This window comes from Bradyrhizobium sp. 613_E4_N2_2 (assembly GCF_052075995.1).
Lineage (GTDB): Bacteria > Pseudomonadota > Alphaproteobacteria > Rhizobiales > Xanthobacteraceae > Bradyrhizobium > Bradyrhizobium barranii.
Map to the genome: position 1 here is coordinate 129808 of NZ_CP197234.1, position 15302 is coordinate 145109.

The following is a 15302-nucleotide window of genomic DNA, read 5'->3' on the forward strand; positions in this document are numbered from 1 at the left end:
TTATGGGCCATCTGGCGAAGCGTCGACGTTCCGGCCTAGCATCGGGCTCAACGCCGAAGCGGGTGCTCTGAGAAGAGAATCGAGAATGACGTCGGACGGTCCAAGTGCGGTGCTCTCATCCGATGAGATCGAGGCGATTGCGCGCGATGCCATTGCGGAAGCTCAGGCGGGAAGAACACAGGCCGCGTTGCACAAGCTGATGCCGCTGCGAAAAGCGCAGCCCCGGCAGCCCGAAGCCGCCATGGCATTGCTGCGGGTTGTCCATGATCGATGCTTGCAAAGAGAAGCCGCGATAGACGTTCTGTCAGAGGTCGCACAATCTCACGATCAGGACTTCTGGATTCTCTCGACTGTAGGGCTCTGCCTTGAAGCAGCGCGCGACATTGACGATCTCAATGCACCGCCGCCCGATATTGCATTGTTCCGTTTGGTCGTCGAAAAACTGAGCGGGTTGGCCAAGGTCCACGAGGGGCAACCCGAACAGGAACCGATTCTCGAAGGTCTGGCCACTGCGGCGCGAATGCTGTCGCGCCAGCAAGATGCGATTGCCGAGAGCAGCTATCGGAAACTCACCGAACTCAATCCGCAAAACAGCACCCACCATTACAATCTGGGTCTTTTCTACAAGACACGCGGCAGATTCGCAGATGGCGCGACCGCAAACCAGATCGCAGCCAGCCTCGCGGACGAAGTCACCGAGAGTTACGAGTGGAATCTTGGTATCTGCGCCACCGGCGCAAAGAATGCCTCTCTGGCACTGGATGTCTGGAGGCGCATGGGGCTTGCGATCGAGATCGGGCGCTTTGGCTTGCCGGAATGCTCATTGTCTCAATGCAAGGTCAAGCTGGCGGAGCGGCCCCTGGCGGAGCGCACGGCCGATCAGGACGATCCGGGCGCGGAGGAAACCATCTGGATCGAACGGTTGAGCCCGTGCCACGGCATCGTCCGCAGTGTGCTCTACCAGAAGCTCGGCGTGGACTATGGCGACGTCATCCTGATCGACGGCGCGCCGATTACACATCACACGTATGGTGAGGTGCAGGTCCCGGTTTTTCCGCATTTGGCGACGCTGGAGCGGCGGAACTATCAGCTATTCGACTTCGCCGGCACACAGGATTCGGCACGGCAACTGGCGGACTTGACCGCAGAGCTGGATGAGGACGCCGTCGTCTATTCGCATTCCCAGAGCTTCGAGATGATATGCGCGAATTGCTGGCGCGACCCCGATCTCGATCACGACCGTCACGAGGGAATAGAAAAGCACGTCGTCACGGGGCGAATTGCCGCTCCCGCGGGAATGGCCCCCGCACGACTGCTGGGGTTGATCGACAAGGCTATCGAGAAGCAGGGACGGCGCTGCCAACTCTATGCGCCAGATCTTTGCAAGGCGGCAGGGCTGGTGGCGCGTGAGGCGATCGACCGACGTCGGTTCGCTTTGCTGACGGGCAACTAGCGCATGATCCGTCGCCCGCGCTCCCGCCATTTTTCTTCGCCGACCAGACAGGACACCCGGGGCTCTTTCTCGGCGGTTCGGACGATCCTCCCCTCCGGCGTGAGGCCCGCAACTTCGAGAACAAGCTTGGTCCGGATCGCTTCCTGGAATTTTTCGCGATCCTTGATTGTCATGATGAAGGCACCCGGCCCTCCGATCACGCAGTCCTCGTAATAGAGATCGAGATTCTCGATATCGGTCGTCAAATAGGACGGCTCCTTCACCATGATCGGCAGGCCGTTGATGATGATGCCTTTCTCAACGGCAGCGTCGCGCGCGCCGGTGACGGGGGCTCCGTCGTTGTTCGGCCCATCGCCGGAAATGTCGATGACGCGCCGCGACCCGCGATAGGGATTCTCTTCGAACAGCTGCACTGCGAAATTGATCGCGCCGGAAATCGAGGTGCTCGAACCTCGGCGAATCGGCGTTTTCATGATCTCGGCGGCCACAGCGTCCGCCGATTCCGGGCCGTCGATCACGCGCCACGGAATGATGATCCTGTCGTCGCCCGACATCGACCACTCGAAATAGGTCAGAGCGACCTTGCTGGCCGGACGGGCCCTTAGCGCCTGAAGAAAGTCTTTCGAGACGATGGCCTGTGCATAGCCCTCGCGCTGAATGGCGAGTTCGTCCAGATCCATCGAATAGGAGACGTCGACGGCGATAACGAGCTCGACATTGACGGACAGTGCGCTGTGCCTGGCGTCGGCTATCCCTGATTTCGGGCTCGGCGCGGCAATGCTGGCAACGTCACCGCCGACGATCGCCCCCGCAACAAGCACCGCCCCGACCGAGACACACCAGCGCATGGCGGCCCTCCCGTCCGTTCAAAAGCATGGTGACACCCAAAACGCGCATCGAAAAGCGGAAACATGCCTTTGCCTGCCCGGACACGGATGAGAGTTCCAGGCCCGCGCGAATGTCCGCGTCAGCGCGTCTCGCGGATATCTTCGAAGCGATGGGCGCTGCAATAAGATGCGCCTCAGCCGCCTGAACGCTCCGCCAGCCGCGCGCGGATGTCCGGCTTCAAGACCTTGCCGACCTTGGAACGCGGCAGGTCGTCCCAGACTTCGATCTGCTTCGGTGTCTTGACGCTGCCGATCCGCGCCTTGACGAAGGCCGCCAGCGCCGTCGCATCGACGCTTTGGCCGGCGCGGGGCTGCACCACGGCGACGATCCGCTCACCCCATTTCTCGTCCGAAAGGCCAATCACGGCGCAATCCTGCACCGCCTCATGCGCCCGCAGCGCGTTCTCGACCTCGATCGAGTAGACGTTGAACCCGCCGGTGATGATCATGTCCTTGGCGCGATCGACGATATAGAGGTAGCCGTCGTCGTCGATATAGCCGATGTCGCCGGTGTGGTGCCAACCATGCGCGGAGGCTTCCGCCGTAGCCTCGGGATTTTTGTAATAGCCCTCCATCACCAGCGAACCGCGGACCACGATCTCGCCGCGGGCGCCGGTCGGCAGCAAATTGCCGTCGCCATCCATGATACCGGCCTGCACCAGCGGGCTGATCCGCCCGGCCGAGGCGAGACGCTCCATCGCGATCGTGCCGTCGGCATTGTAATGCTCGCTAGGTGCCATCATCGAGATCATCATCGGCGCTTCGGTCTGACCGAACAACTGCGCCATCGGCCCGATACGCTGGAGCGCTTCCGCAAGCCGCGCGGCCGAGATCGGCGCCGCGCCGTACCAGAAACATTGCAGAGACCCGAGCCTCGCGGAGTCGAGCTTCGGATGATCGAGCAGCATGTAGATCACGGTCGGCGGCAGGAAGGTGTGCGTGACACGGTAGCGCTCGATCAGATCGAGAAATTCCGCGATGTCGGGGTGATGCATGATCACGATGCGGCCGCCGAGCGCCATGATCGGGAAACACAGCACGCCGGCCGCGTGGGTCAGCGGCGCAAGCGCGAGGTAGATCGGGCGACCCTTGAAGGGATAGCCCATCAGCGTCAGTGCCGTCATAGCCTCGATGTTGCGGCCCGACAGCATGACCCCCTTCGGCTTGCCGGTGGTGCCGCCGGTGCCCGGGATCATCGCGAGATCGTCGATCGTCTCGCGTTGATAGTGGTCGTCTGCAAGGCCGGCGAGCCAGCTGTCGAACGAGGGCGCGAAGGACAACTCAGCATCGAGGCAGACGACGGCGCGCAGCCTTGGCAGCTCTGCACGCACCGCCTCGACCATCGCTGCGAAGCTTGAATGAAACAACAGCAGGCTGCAGTCGAATTGCTCGAGGATGAGCCGATTTTCGGCCGCCTCGTTACGCGGATTGATCGGGCACCAGACCGAGCCCGCGCGGGAAAGGCCGAACACGCAGGCAAACGCGACCGGATCGTTGCCGGAAAGGATTGCGACCTTCTCGCCGGCAGCAATGCCCGATCGCGCGAGCCCGCGCGCGACGCGGTAGCTCAGCCGCTGCACTTCGCCATAGCTGAGGTCGCGTCCATCCATGGTGAGGCACGGCGCGTCGGCGCCGAGCGAGGCACCTTTGTCCAGGTAATCGATGAAGCGCATGATCAACACCCGAAGCAGCAGCGGGTGACGCGGAGGACCGCGCCACCCGCGATTGACTTAATCGTGCACGGTCAGAACAGGCTTGCTGACGAGCCCGAAGCTGCGCAACTGCCCGAGCAGCTCGTGATGGCCGAACGCCTGGCAGCCGGAGGCGAAGCCTACGCGCTTGGGCGGCTGCTGCAACAGATGGGCCGCAGCATAGGCCTGCAACATGCCGGTCTGCTTGTAGTTGCTGTTGCCGTTGATGACGCAGTGCGCGCGCCCCAACGGGCCGGAGGCATGCACCGAATCCATCGACTTGTTGACGCGCGGGTTCTCGCGCGGCGGCATGGTGTTCATCACACCGGCAGCGGTCTGCGCCAATGCGGCGTAGCGGTCGTCGGGATTCATATCCTTGGTCGCCTCCAGCGCGGCCGCGACGATCTGCGGCACAGCCAACATCAGCCCGCGGTTGAACACGCCGCCCAGCACCTTCACGTTGGCGACGCGCGGATCGCGCTTGAACCACACCGGATGCGAGGTGCCGCCCCAGGGCAGCGCCAGCGCCAGCTCGTGCTGGCCGGGGATGGCGAGGTTGTAGAGGCCGGCATCGGGCTGATGCTCGACGTATTTGTTCTGCTCCAGATAGTAGGCCTTGGCCATCGCGGCGTTGACCAGGATGGTCTGCGTCGATGCGATGGTCGGGCTGCCGCCCCAGAACACGGCGATATCAAGTGTGTCGAGGCCGGGCGTCTCCAGGCACAGCTGCGCGGCGATCTCGCCGGTGGTGTACATCTGTGCGATGCCTGGCGCCAACAGCAGCCCGGCATTGGCGAACTTCGCGCCCCACTCCTGCTCGAGCGTGATCAGCCAGTCCTGCTCACCGGTGGTGTCGGTGTAATGACACTTGGAAGCGAGGCAAGCCTGCACCACTTCGCCGCCGAACTTGGCGAAGGGACCCACGGTGTTGAGCACCACCGAGGCGCCCTTGAACAATTCAGTCAGCGCAGCCACGGTGTGCGGCACCTTGACCACCTCGTAGTCGGCGGTCTCGATGCCCGCTACATTCGACTTCATCGCGGCGTTGAGCTTCTCATTGCTGCGGCCGGCGGCGATGAAGGGGATGTTGTATTCGCGTAAGTATTCACAGACCAGCCGGCCAGTATAGCCGGAAGCGCCATAGACGATGACGGGCTTCTTCTCGCTCATTGCGTTCCTCCGAAATGCTTGTTGTCGGCTTTGTTGCTACATGCCCATGCCGCCATCGACCGGCAGTCCGATGCCGGTGATGAAGCGCGCCTCGTTCGAGCACAGGAACACCGCGGCATCGCCGATGTCCGTGACCTCGGCGAGACGGCCGAGCGGGGTTTGCTCCACCACCGAGCCGACTGCGGCGTTGACGTCAGCCGCGAGCCCGACCTTGACGATGTCGTTGGCGAGCTGCATGCCCATGTCGGTCGGGATCAGGCCCGGATAGATGCAGTTTACGCGCACGCCGAAGCCGAGCTTGCCGGCTTCCATCGCTCCGACCCGCGTCATGCGGTCAACCGCGGATTTGGTGCCCGAATAGACCGCGATGCTGGGAAAGGCGATCGTTGCCGCAACCGAGGCGATGTTGACGACGGCGCCGCCCTTGCCGGCCGGCCCGCCCGGGCGCATGGCACGGAAGGCGTGCTTCATGCCAAGCACGGTGCCAACGATATTGACGTCGCACATCCGCCGCGCGTCCTCGGCCTTGACCTCGGAGATCAGCGACGTGATCTCGATGCCGGCATTGTTGATCAGAATGTCGTAGCCGCCGAGGGTTGCGACGGTCGTGGCAACCGCCCGCTCCCATTGAGCGTCGTCGGTGACGTCGAGCTGGACGAAGCCCGTGGCGACGTCTTCCTTCGCGATAGCGGCTGCGCTGGCACGGCCGGTCTCTTCCAGGATGTCGGCGATCATGATCGAGGCGCCGGCTCGCGCCAACGCTTGCGCGATGGCCGCGCCGATTCCTCTAGCACCGCCGGTGACCAGGGCTTTCCTGCCTGCAAGGCTCTTCCCACTCATGACGCACTCCTCCGTTGCTGGTGATCGATTCGTGCTGCGCCAATCGGCGCGCACCAGGTCGATGGGCGCAGGCCTTTCGGCGGCACCCAGCGAAGCGTTCCTCCATGGTCGGACGTCTTGACGACTGTCCAAATTCTTGATGCGAACCTCCGCCAAAATCTTGACACTTGTCAAGAACGAATTTGACAGTTGTCAAAGGAAGTGGTTGTGAGGGGATGGAGCATTCCGCGGTCGACGCGGTATAAGTCCTTGAAAGAACGGGACTGAGGATAAGGACAAGATGGCGCGGCAGGTGACGGGAGCGGCCCGGCGTGTGGCTGATGCGGCCGAGGTGCTGCGCGACGAGAAGTTCAACGCGCGGCGCGTCGAGCTTGCCGAGGCCGCGCTCGAAACGCTTGGAGAGCTCGGCTTCGCACGCACCAGCCTGCGCGAAATCGCGCAGAACTCGGCGTTCACGCACGGCGTGTTCCACTATTATTTCAGCGACAAGCTCGACCTGATCTGCTGCTGCGTCCGCCACTACAAGGCGAAGTGCGTGACGCGATATGACGATGTCGTCGCGACAGCAACGAGCCGCGACGAATTGACGGAGGGTTTCCTCGCCAAGCTCGCAGCAACGCTGCAGAACGAAGCCCGTATGCACCGCCTTTGGTACGACCTGCGCTCGCAGGCGATGTTCGAGGCGGCGTTTCGCAAGGACGTACTCGAGATCGACAAGAGCCTGGAAGCGATGATCTGGCGCATCGCCTCCCGCTATGCCGAGCTCGGCGGCAAGCGGCCGGCGTCGTCGCCCGCCGCGCTCTATGCGCTGTTCGACGGTCTATTCCAAAGTGCGCTGCTTAAGCACCTCGCGGGTGACAAGACGGCGATTCCCGAACTGCTCGACGAAGTCCGGCGCCTGCTGCCGACGGTCTGCTGAAGCGCACGAGCGGCGCCGGCGAAGGCTCTGCGGCGCACCACTCTCGACGATGCTTCGCATCGCGAGGGAAGCGCTGCGCTGCGTCCGGGGCACGAGAGCGGAGACGCGCGCTCCTTCGAGACGCATCACTTCAAAAAGCCAAGTCCTTCGCGCGCCGTGTCCGCGGCCCATTGGTCGCCCGGCGGCAGTGCGAGCACGCTATTGAAATCGGCGCGCGCATGTTTGGCGTCGGACAGCTTCATATAGAGGATGCCGCGATTGACCAGAGCGACCTGATTGTTGGGATCGAGCCGGATCGCCTCATTGTAGTCGGCGAGCGCGCGGGCGTGCTCTCCGATGTCGCGCAGCGTGCTGGCGCGATTGCTGTAGGCCATCGAATTTCCCGGCTGCAGCCGGATGCCCTCGTCGAAATCGGCAATGGCGCGACGATCATCGCCCTTCTTGCGCCAGGCGGTTGCGCGAACGAAGTAGGCCTTCTCGAAGGAAGGCATGATCCTGGTGACGTCATCAAGCTCGCGGATGGCGTTGTCGGTGTCGTCCTTTTTCAGGAGAACGATGGCCCGGCAATAATGGCCGCCAGCACTCCCGGGCTCCAGACGAACGGCGGTGTTGCAGTCGTCGAGAGCCTCGTCGATCTCGCCCTTATTGAAATGGACGGTGCTTCGCAGCTCGTAGGGCCATGCGGCGGCGGGATTGCGCCGCATCGCCTCGTTGTAATCGGCGACGGCATGATCGGAGTCGCGCTTCGCCGCATACGCTTCCCCTCTCTTGATAAGAGCAAAGTAGGCTTGCTTGGGATTGCGTTCGATGGCCTCGGTAAACGCGCCGATCGCCAGATCGAAGTCGCGCTGGTTGAAATATTCGAGGGCACGGGAGGTGTAGGACGGACCGTAGCCGGGATCGAGGCGAATGGCCTCGTTGTAATCGGCCAAAGCGTGATCCCGTTCACCCCTCGCCGAATAGGCGCGGCCGCGGCAGTTATAAGCCCGCCCGAAATTCGGATCGATCCGTATCGCGGCGCTGCAATCCTCGAAGGCGCGATCCTTGTCCCGCTTGATGTACCAGGCTTCGCCACGCAGCTCGTAAGCAACCGCGTTGGTCGGATCAGCCGCAATGATCTCGGTCTTTTCGGCGATGACGCGGTCGTTGGACGTATCGTCAGCATGAACGGCAACCGTCACGGCAATGGTGACAGAGCAAAGCAGACCGAAAATCCGGCCGATCGAACCGCAATTCATGGCTCAAAAACCCCGCACCCGAAGCCGCGCCGGGACGCGCCACCGGGCGACGGTCGTATCCGGCGGAGAAACATCACAGCGCCCGGCTGCGAAAATAAGTCGCAGACGGCGGGGCTTCGGTTCGAAGAGTGAGGGCCGCCCCTGCGGTCTCACCAGGCGTAGCGCAGGACGCCCTTGCCGGCGTAGCTGCGATTGTGCCGCGACCGGGTGCTCTAACGCAGCACGACCTCGATCGGCGCCTGGTCGTTCAACCCGAGGGGCGCGGCGGGATCGGGCGGAGTGGCGCCGCAGAACGGGTTGCCGCCGGCCCCAAGCGAGCAGACGCCCGCGTCGCGCGGAATGATCGCGAGCCGGCCGTCGACATAGGTGATGTCGTAGTTCGCGGATGTCAGCCCCGAGGCAGCGATGCTGTAGACCCCGGGATTACGCGTGCCCTGGGCCGAGCCGCCGTAGACGAGCGTGCCTGATAGCGCGGACAGCCCCTCCCCGTTCACGAAGCCGGAATAGATCGCGCTGCCGCCGGAGAACGGGACGCCGTCGTAATTCTTCGTGACGCCGTTGACTGCAATGGTGAGCGGCGCCTTGTTGACGGTCAGCGAACCGTCGACATAGGTGATCACATAATTGGCCGAGGAGAGGCCCGACGCCGTCAGGCTGTAGCGGCCGGCATTCACCGCGCCCTGCGCCGTGCCGCCATAAAGAAGCGTGCCCGACAGCACGGATGCAGTCTCGCCATTCATGAAGCCGGAATAAGCGGCGCTGCCGCCGGAGAAGGCGAGGCCGTCATAGGTCTTGGACGTGTTGGCGCTGATGGTGAGCGGCGCCCTGTCGATGGTGAGGCCGACCGCGACCGAGCCGACATAGACCGCGCCCCCCGAGCCGGTCGCGCTGAGAACGTCGGGGCCGCTGAGATTGTAGCTGCCCGCGCCCAATGCGGTGGTGACTGCGCTGCCCCAGCCGAGCGTGACACGATTGGCGTTCACGCCGGTCATCGTCAAGCCGCCGAGCGAGGCCAGCGTGCCATAGGTGGTGCTGGCCGAGCCCGCGACGTTGACATAGGCATCGTAGACGATTTCGCCGAACGCGCGCAGCACCGGCATGCCGTTATTGGCGCCGCTGACGGACTTGCCCCAGACAGCGGCGAAGTCATAACCGTTGTTGATGAAGATGAAGGGATCGCGCAGCTGCGCCGTGGTGAGCATGCCGCCATCGCAGATGCCGCCGCCGAAGGATGCGCCACAGGCGGCGCTCTGCCCCGATGTCTCCCTGTTCGCATAGCTTTGGGTGACGTCGCCGCCATCCCAGTTCATCCCCACGATCGCGCCGACATTGCTGGTTCCCGACACGGTGCCCGCGAAGTAGCTTCGGCTCACATGGCTTTCCTGATTCACCCCCACCAGCCCGCCGACCTCGGAATTTCCTGAAACCGTTCCCGTGGCGTAGGAATCGAGCACTGAAACGGCTTCATTGCTGTGCCCGACCAGCCCGCCAATCGAACGCGTTCCCGACACATTGCCGGTTGCGTAAGACTGGCTTACCACGGCGCCGTACCAGCTGCCTCCCACCAGCCCGCCGACCGCATCGACACCGGACACGTTGCCGGTGGCGTAAGATCGCTCCACCCGGCTGTACTGTTGGAACCCCACCAGTCCGCCGGCAGCTGTGCCTGTGCCGCCAACTGCGCCGGTGCCTGATACATTGCCGCTGGCGTAACTGTCGGTGACGAGACCGAGGTTGCTGTACCCCAACAAGCCACCGACATTGATGCCGCCAGATACGGTACCCGTGGCATAAGAGTGGCTCACCGTCCCGATAGCATAATCCGCGGGGCCCGGTCCCATCCACGTGCCGATATTGTACCCTATCAGCCCGCCAGCACCTTCCCAGCTAGCGGACACGTTGCCGGTCGCATACGAGTTGGAGACGAACGAGGCGACGACGCGCCCTCCCAGCCCGCCGGCGGCGCCATAGCCCGCGACCGTGCCGGTGGCATATGAGTTGCTGATCGTCGTGATATAGGCGTCGCCGACCAGCCCGCCGACCATGGCGCCGCTGCCGGTCACATTGCCGGTGTTGTAAACGTTGCTGATGGTGTTGTAAGCGACGCTGCTCGTGCCGCCGTAGACCCAGAGGCCGCTCGACCCCACCAGCCCGCCGACGGAATTGTTGCCCGTCACGCTGCCGCCTTCCATTCCGACATTGCGGATGGTCCCGCCATCGATGTAGCCGAACAGGCCGATGTTATCGCTGGACGGCCGGTTGATGGTCAGGTTGCTGATGCGGTGACCGAGCCCGTCGAAAATGCCGGAAAAATATTTGCTGATATCGCCGATGCCGCCGATCGGTGTGAAGCCGGCGCCACCATTCCAACCCGCCGTCGCGCTGGCATCGATGTTCGCGCCGAGCACATAGTTGCCGGACCGGTTGGTGTTGATGTCCTGCAGGGCATTCACGTCGGTGATCACCGCATAGGTGATGGCGGCATCAGTTCCTTTCCGGGTCTGGAACAGGCTACCCGCCGCCAGGTTGACCGGCGCGTTGATGGTGTAGCCACCGGTGGCCGTGGTCTGTGCGTATTGCAGGACCAGGCCGTCACTGCTCGTCGTGCCGGTCGACGTCAGCGGCGCATTGATGACGATGTTGTTGTCGGCCCGCAGCGTCAGGATATGCGAGCCCCAGGTGACGGCGGAGTTGACCGTGACGTTGCCTTCATCGGTGCCGCTGCCCGAGGTCGTCACCGTCACGTCGCCGCTCGCAAGCGCCGTCTGCAAGACGCCAGCGTAGTTCGCGTCGATGGTGATGTTGACGGGATCGATCAGCCAATGCCCGCCGAGCGTATCGACCTTCAGATCGGCAGCGAGATTGACCTTGGCGGCGGAGGTTTCGACCGAGCGCGCCCGCAGCGTGCCGCCGGCATTGACCTCGCCGTGCTTGGCATCGCCGAGCAGCAGGATGCGGCCGTTCCTGCTGCCGATGCTCGCGGCCTGCACCACGCCGGTGTTGTTAACGACGCCCTTCATGGCATCGCTCGCGCCCTTGGCGGTGAGGATGGCGAGCCCACCATCGGCGCGGATCAATCCCTTGTTCTCGACCAGGGTCTTGACGGTAGAGGCCTTGACCTCGACCGAGAGCAGGCCGTCGCCGTTGAAGTCGAGCAGTACGTCGGTGCCGGCGGCGAGCGCCGTGCTGCCGGTGATGGTGCCGGAATTGCTGACACTCGGCGAGATCAGCGCCACCACCTTGCCGGAGATGCTGCCCTCATTGGTGATCGCGCCGCCGCTGCCGGTGAAATTGTAGCGGCCGGCCAGAAAATCAGCGTTGCTGATGCCGAGCGTGGAGGCGACGAAGCCGCCGGTCTGCACGCTGCCGGTCTTGCCGATGGCGATGCCGTTCGGATTGATCAGGAACACTTGTCCATTGGCGCTGAGGCTGCCGAGGATTTTTGACGGGTCCTGGCCGACGACACGGTTCAGCGCGACCGAGGATGCGCCGGGCTGGTTGAAGGTCACGGAGTTGCCGGCGCCGATCGAAAAACTCTGCCAGTTTGCGATCATCCGGTCGCTCGACTGGTTGATCGTCATGGCGTTGCCGGACTGACTGATCGTGGCCTGTCCCGACACGACCTGGCCGCCGGTCGGCAGCGTCTGCGCCAGCGCCGGCGGCGTCAGCATCGTGGTCGCGGACAGCGCGATTGCGAGTCGCATCCGCGGCAGGGTCGATGTCATCGCGTGCCCCCTCGAAACATCAGAAGCGAATGCCAGCTTGCAGCCAGAACTGATCGTTGGCCTTGACGCCATCGGCATTGGCGCCGGTGATGATGGAACGGCCGGGATTGTCGCCCAGCGTATGGGCCCAGCTCGCCGAGACGTTCAGCCACTCGCGCGTCCAGCGCGCGGCGAGGCCGGCGCTGGCGAGCCCGTAATCGTTGCAGCCGCAGACAGTGACCGGCGCGATGCCGTTCGGCGACACGTTGATCTTGACGTAGCCGCCGTCCAGGAAGCTCGCGAGTTGCAGGCTGCCGAAGCGCACAGGCACCGGCGCGTTGTAGCGAAGCTCCAGCGTGCCGAGCACGCCCATGTCGCCGCGCGCCTCGCCGACGGGATAGCCGCGCACGCCGAACGGGCCGCCCAGCGCAAAATCTTCCGAGGAATCGAGATTCTTGTCGGCCCATTGCCCGTAGAGGCGACCGAACAGTGCGAAGTCGTCGGGCAAGGCCTGAAGCCGTGCAACCGAGGCATTGATCCGATTGAACGGCCCTTGCGTCCGGAGCCCAGCCTGGTCCACCGCGAGCGCGCTCGCTACGCGCGCGAGATCGAGGTCGCCAAAAGTCCAGCTCACCGACCAGTTGGTGATGCCGCCGCCGAGCAGCGCGTCGCGCCGGTCGCCGTTGAGGCTGAGCGTGCCGGAGGTCGACCGCTTGTCCTGAAGCGTTCCGACGATGCTGTCGTCGACCAGCGCCTTCCAGGTCACGGTGCCGCCAAGCTGGAGGTTGAAATCGCGCGAGCGGATCAGGCTGTAGTCGACGCCGCCATTGGCGAAATGGGCAAAACCGGTGAGACCGAGGGCGCTGCCGATGGCGTCGATATTGTGGTAGTCGAGATAGCCGTAGCTCGCATTGGCAATGAAGCCGCTGGCGCCGAGCGGCACGCTCGTCACCAGCGAGCCGTACTCCTGCCCTTGCGATACCGTGCCGGAGAGCCGCGTCAGGTCGCCGTAGCCGGACACGTCGGTGAGCGAGATAAGCCCGTTGCCCTGCGCCTTGCCCACGTTGGAGCTGCCGTAATTATCGGCCCAAATACCGCCCCCGAGAATGGGCGCCTGCGCGACGCCGACGACGAGCTTGCTGGTGTTCGGCGCGTCGCCCGGCGCGAGCTTGGCATGCACCGACACGCCCGGCAGGTCGTTCATCCGCAACAGCGCGTCTTCCAGATCCTGCCGCGTCACGCCGTCCGGCTTGAGACGACCCTCGATGATCGCGCGCAACAGGTCCTCACGCACGCGCACGCCCTTGGCGCGATCGAGCGTGATGGTCTTGAGCGCGCCCTCGGCGATCTCGATCGTGACGATGCCGTTGGTGATGTCCTGAGGCGGCAGCAGCGCGCGCGCCAGCAACCGGCCGCGGCCCTGGAGCACGGCCGTCACCTGATCGGCCAGCGCATAGAGCCCTTTGATGCCGAGGCGCTTGCCGCGCACCGAGGCAACGAGCTGCTCGCGCTCGGCCTGTGGCAGCAGCTCCACCTTGCCGGTGAAGCGAACGCCCTTCACGATGATGCGCTCGCCCCGGTCGGGGATGGCGGCGGGCGCCTGCTGCGGTCGAATCTCGCCAGGGGCCGGCAGCCTTTCCTGCCGCTGCAACTCCTGCTGCCGCTGCATCTCGCGGAGCAGCGATCCGGCATCCTGCGCGACGGCCGGGACTGCGGTACCTGCTATCACTAGCCCCACCACAACAGCCCTGCTCTGCACCGCGCCAACCACTTTCATCCTACGGGCCCGACCTTCGGGCGATAGGTAACGACCTCAGCGAAAGCGCAGGACGGCGCGTCGATCCAAGCGCCACTTGCGTTCGTGGGCGTCTTTAGCGGACTCCGACAAGGCGCGATGTGCCGGACGTCTCAACTGGGGAAATTTTTCGCGTCATCTTGTCGGCGATGACGAGATCACGACATCCCGCGCGCATGCCAAGGAGATGGCCGGCGTACATTGGCAATTGCGTAGATCGATTCCGCTTCTCAGCAGACGACGAGGACCGGCGACGTTACGCCGCGGTCGCGGGCGGCAGCGCCAGCACCGAATAGATCGCCTGGGCGTCGCGCGAGGCGCGGAGCTTCTTGGCGATGTCCTGGTCGCGCAGGAGGCGGGCGATGCGGGCGAGCGCCTTGAGGTGATCGGCGCCGGCGCCTTCGGGGGCGAGCAGCAGGAAGACCAGATCGACCGGCTGGCCGTCCATCGCCTCGAAATCGATCGGGCGATCGAGGCGCGCGAACAGGCCGAAGATCTTTTCGAGCTTGGGCAGCTTGCCGTGGGGAATGGCGACGCCGTAGCCGACCGCGGTGGTGCCGAGCTTCTCACGCTGCAGCAGAACCTCGAACACAGAGCGTTCGTTCTGCCCGGTCAGCTCGGCGGCCTTGGCCGCGAGCTCCTGAAGCGCCTGCTTCTTGCTGTTGACCTTCAATGCCGGGAGAATCGCCTCGGGTGCGACCAGATCGGTAATCGGCATGGAAGGTTTCCGAGGTGAATTAAACCGTCAGGTTCCGAATTGGCCAGCTTGGTCGAACCATGCCTGGCCGGCATCAAGAAGGTGAAGCAGGAGGGGGACTTAGCCCCGATCCTGATGTGGGGCGCTTCTACTCCAACGCAATCCCGGTGCCAACTGCTGCGTGCGGCTTTGCCCCGCTCATTGTTAAGGGCTGCGGTTGGTACGGGGGCCGGTTCCAGCCCTTAACCGTCCGGTTTGGCCCCCGGCGGGTCGATCCAGCCGACATTGCCGTCGGCCCGGCGGTAAATGATGTTCACCCGGCCGCTGGAGCCGTGCTGGAATACCAGGCAGGGCGCTCCGCTGAGGTCCAGCTCCATCACGGCCTCGCTCACCGACAGCTGCTTCAGCGAGGTGGTGGCCTCGGCGATGATGACGGGACTGTAGCCGGTGACCTCGTCCTCGTCCTCACCCTCGCCCGGCGCCTCCAGCACGTAGCTCGTGGCGTCCATGGCGGCCAGCGCCGCGGAGGCGACATGGGCCTTGCGGGCCGAGCGGTCCTTGAGCCGGCTCTTGTAGCGCTTGAGCCGCTTCTCGATCATCAGGAGCGCCTGGTCGGCGCTGGCATAGGCATCCGGCGCGTTCGAATCGGCCTCCAGCGTAATTCCCGTATCAAGATGCAGGGCACAGTCGGTGCGGAAGCCGAAGCCATCCTTGCTCAGGGTGATGTGGCCGGAATAGTTCCCGTCGAAATATTTACGCAGGACCTCGTCGGTCCGATCGGTCACGCGGCCGCGCAGGGCGTCGCCGACGCTGACGCTCTTTCCCGAGATTCTGAGGGTCATGTGATGCCTCGCTTGGTTTTAAGTGCCCAGCTTGGATCGGTCTCGATGGGGGATCGAGAGTAGCGC

The 15302-nt window shown here is 64.1% G+C and carries 11 protein-coding genes; 2 read left to right on the forward strand and 9 right to left on the reverse strand.

Annotated elements, in window-relative coordinates; all coding sequences use genetic code 11:
- The first annotated feature begins 85 nt into the window (after positions 1-85).
- Entirely contained in the window at positions 86-1453 is a 1368-nt protein-coding gene (locus tag AB7290_RS00570) for a prenyltransferase (RefSeq protein ID WP_085405014.1), read from the forward strand.
- Here the strand turns inward: AB7290_RS00570 and AB7290_RS00575 are convergent.
- The 4 genes from AB7290_RS00575 to AB7290_RS00590 all read right to left on the reverse strand — a co-directional run bounded on the left by AB7290_RS00575 (position 1450) and on the right by AB7290_RS00590 (position 6041).
- Entirely contained in the window at positions 1450-2301 is an 852-nt protein-coding gene (locus AB7290_RS00575; protein ID WP_071908888.1) for a DUF1194 domain-containing protein, read from the reverse strand. The genes AB7290_RS00570 and AB7290_RS00575 overlap by 4 nt on opposite strands.
- 173 nt (positions 2302-2474) lie before the next feature.
- Positions 2475-4013, reverse strand: coding sequence for an AMP-binding protein (locus AB7290_RS00580; protein WP_085405111.1), 1539 nt, complete (start codon positions 4011-4013; stop codon positions 2475-2477).
- 57 nt (positions 4014-4070) lie between these two features.
- Positions 4071-5201, reverse strand: coding sequence for a DUF5938 domain-containing protein (locus AB7290_RS00585; RefSeq protein WP_085405013.1), 1131 nt, complete (start codon positions 5199-5201; stop codon positions 4071-4073).
- Between the two features lie 36 nt (positions 5202-5237).
- The gene (locus tag AB7290_RS00590; protein WP_085405012.1) at positions 5238-6041 is read right to left on the reverse strand and encodes an SDR family NAD(P)-dependent oxidoreductase; all 804 of its coding nucleotides are present in this window, start codon (positions 6039-6041) and stop codon (positions 5238-5240) included.
- Between the two features lie 280 nt (positions 6042-6321).
- Between AB7290_RS00590 and AB7290_RS00595 the strand changes: the two genes are divergently transcribed.
- Positions 6322-6960: a TetR/AcrR family transcriptional regulator gene (locus tag AB7290_RS00595; RefSeq protein WP_085405011.1), complete on the forward strand. Its 639-nt coding sequence runs from the start codon at positions 6322-6324 to the stop codon at positions 6958-6960.
- Between the two features lie 125 nt (positions 6961-7085).
- Here AB7290_RS00595 and AB7290_RS00600 read toward each other — a convergent pair whose 3' ends face one another.
- The 5 genes from AB7290_RS00600 to hpf form a co-directional block, all read right to left on the reverse strand.
- Entirely contained in the window at positions 7086-8198 is a 1113-nt protein-coding gene (locus AB7290_RS00600; protein ID WP_085405010.1) for a tetratricopeptide repeat protein, read from the reverse strand.
- 212 nt (positions 8199-8410) lie between these two features.
- Complete coding sequence (locus AB7290_RS00605) at positions 8411-11923, reverse strand: two-partner secretion domain-containing protein (protein WP_354077215.1); 3513 nt, start codon at positions 11921-11923, stop codon at positions 8411-8413.
- Positions 11924-11942: 19 nt separating this feature from the next.
- Complete coding sequence (locus AB7290_RS00610) at positions 11943-13631, reverse strand: ShlB/FhaC/HecB family hemolysin secretion/activation protein (RefSeq protein WP_354077213.1); 1689 nt, start codon at positions 13629-13631, stop codon at positions 11943-11945.
- Between the two features lie 322 nt (positions 13632-13953).
- Positions 13954-14415 carry a PTS IIA-like nitrogen regulatory protein PtsN gene (ptsN, locus tag AB7290_RS00615; protein ID WP_008141251.1) on the reverse strand — a complete coding sequence of 154 codons (462 nt, stop codon included), beginning with the start codon at positions 14413-14415 and terminating at the stop codon, positions 13954-13956.
- Positions 14416-14636: 221 nt separating this feature from the next.
- Positions 14637-15236: a ribosome hibernation-promoting factor, HPF/YfiA family gene (hpf, locus tag AB7290_RS00620; RefSeq protein WP_028149778.1), complete on the reverse strand. Its 600-nt coding sequence runs from the start codon at positions 15234-15236 to the stop codon at positions 14637-14639.
- Positions 15237-15302 lie beyond the last annotated feature (66 nt).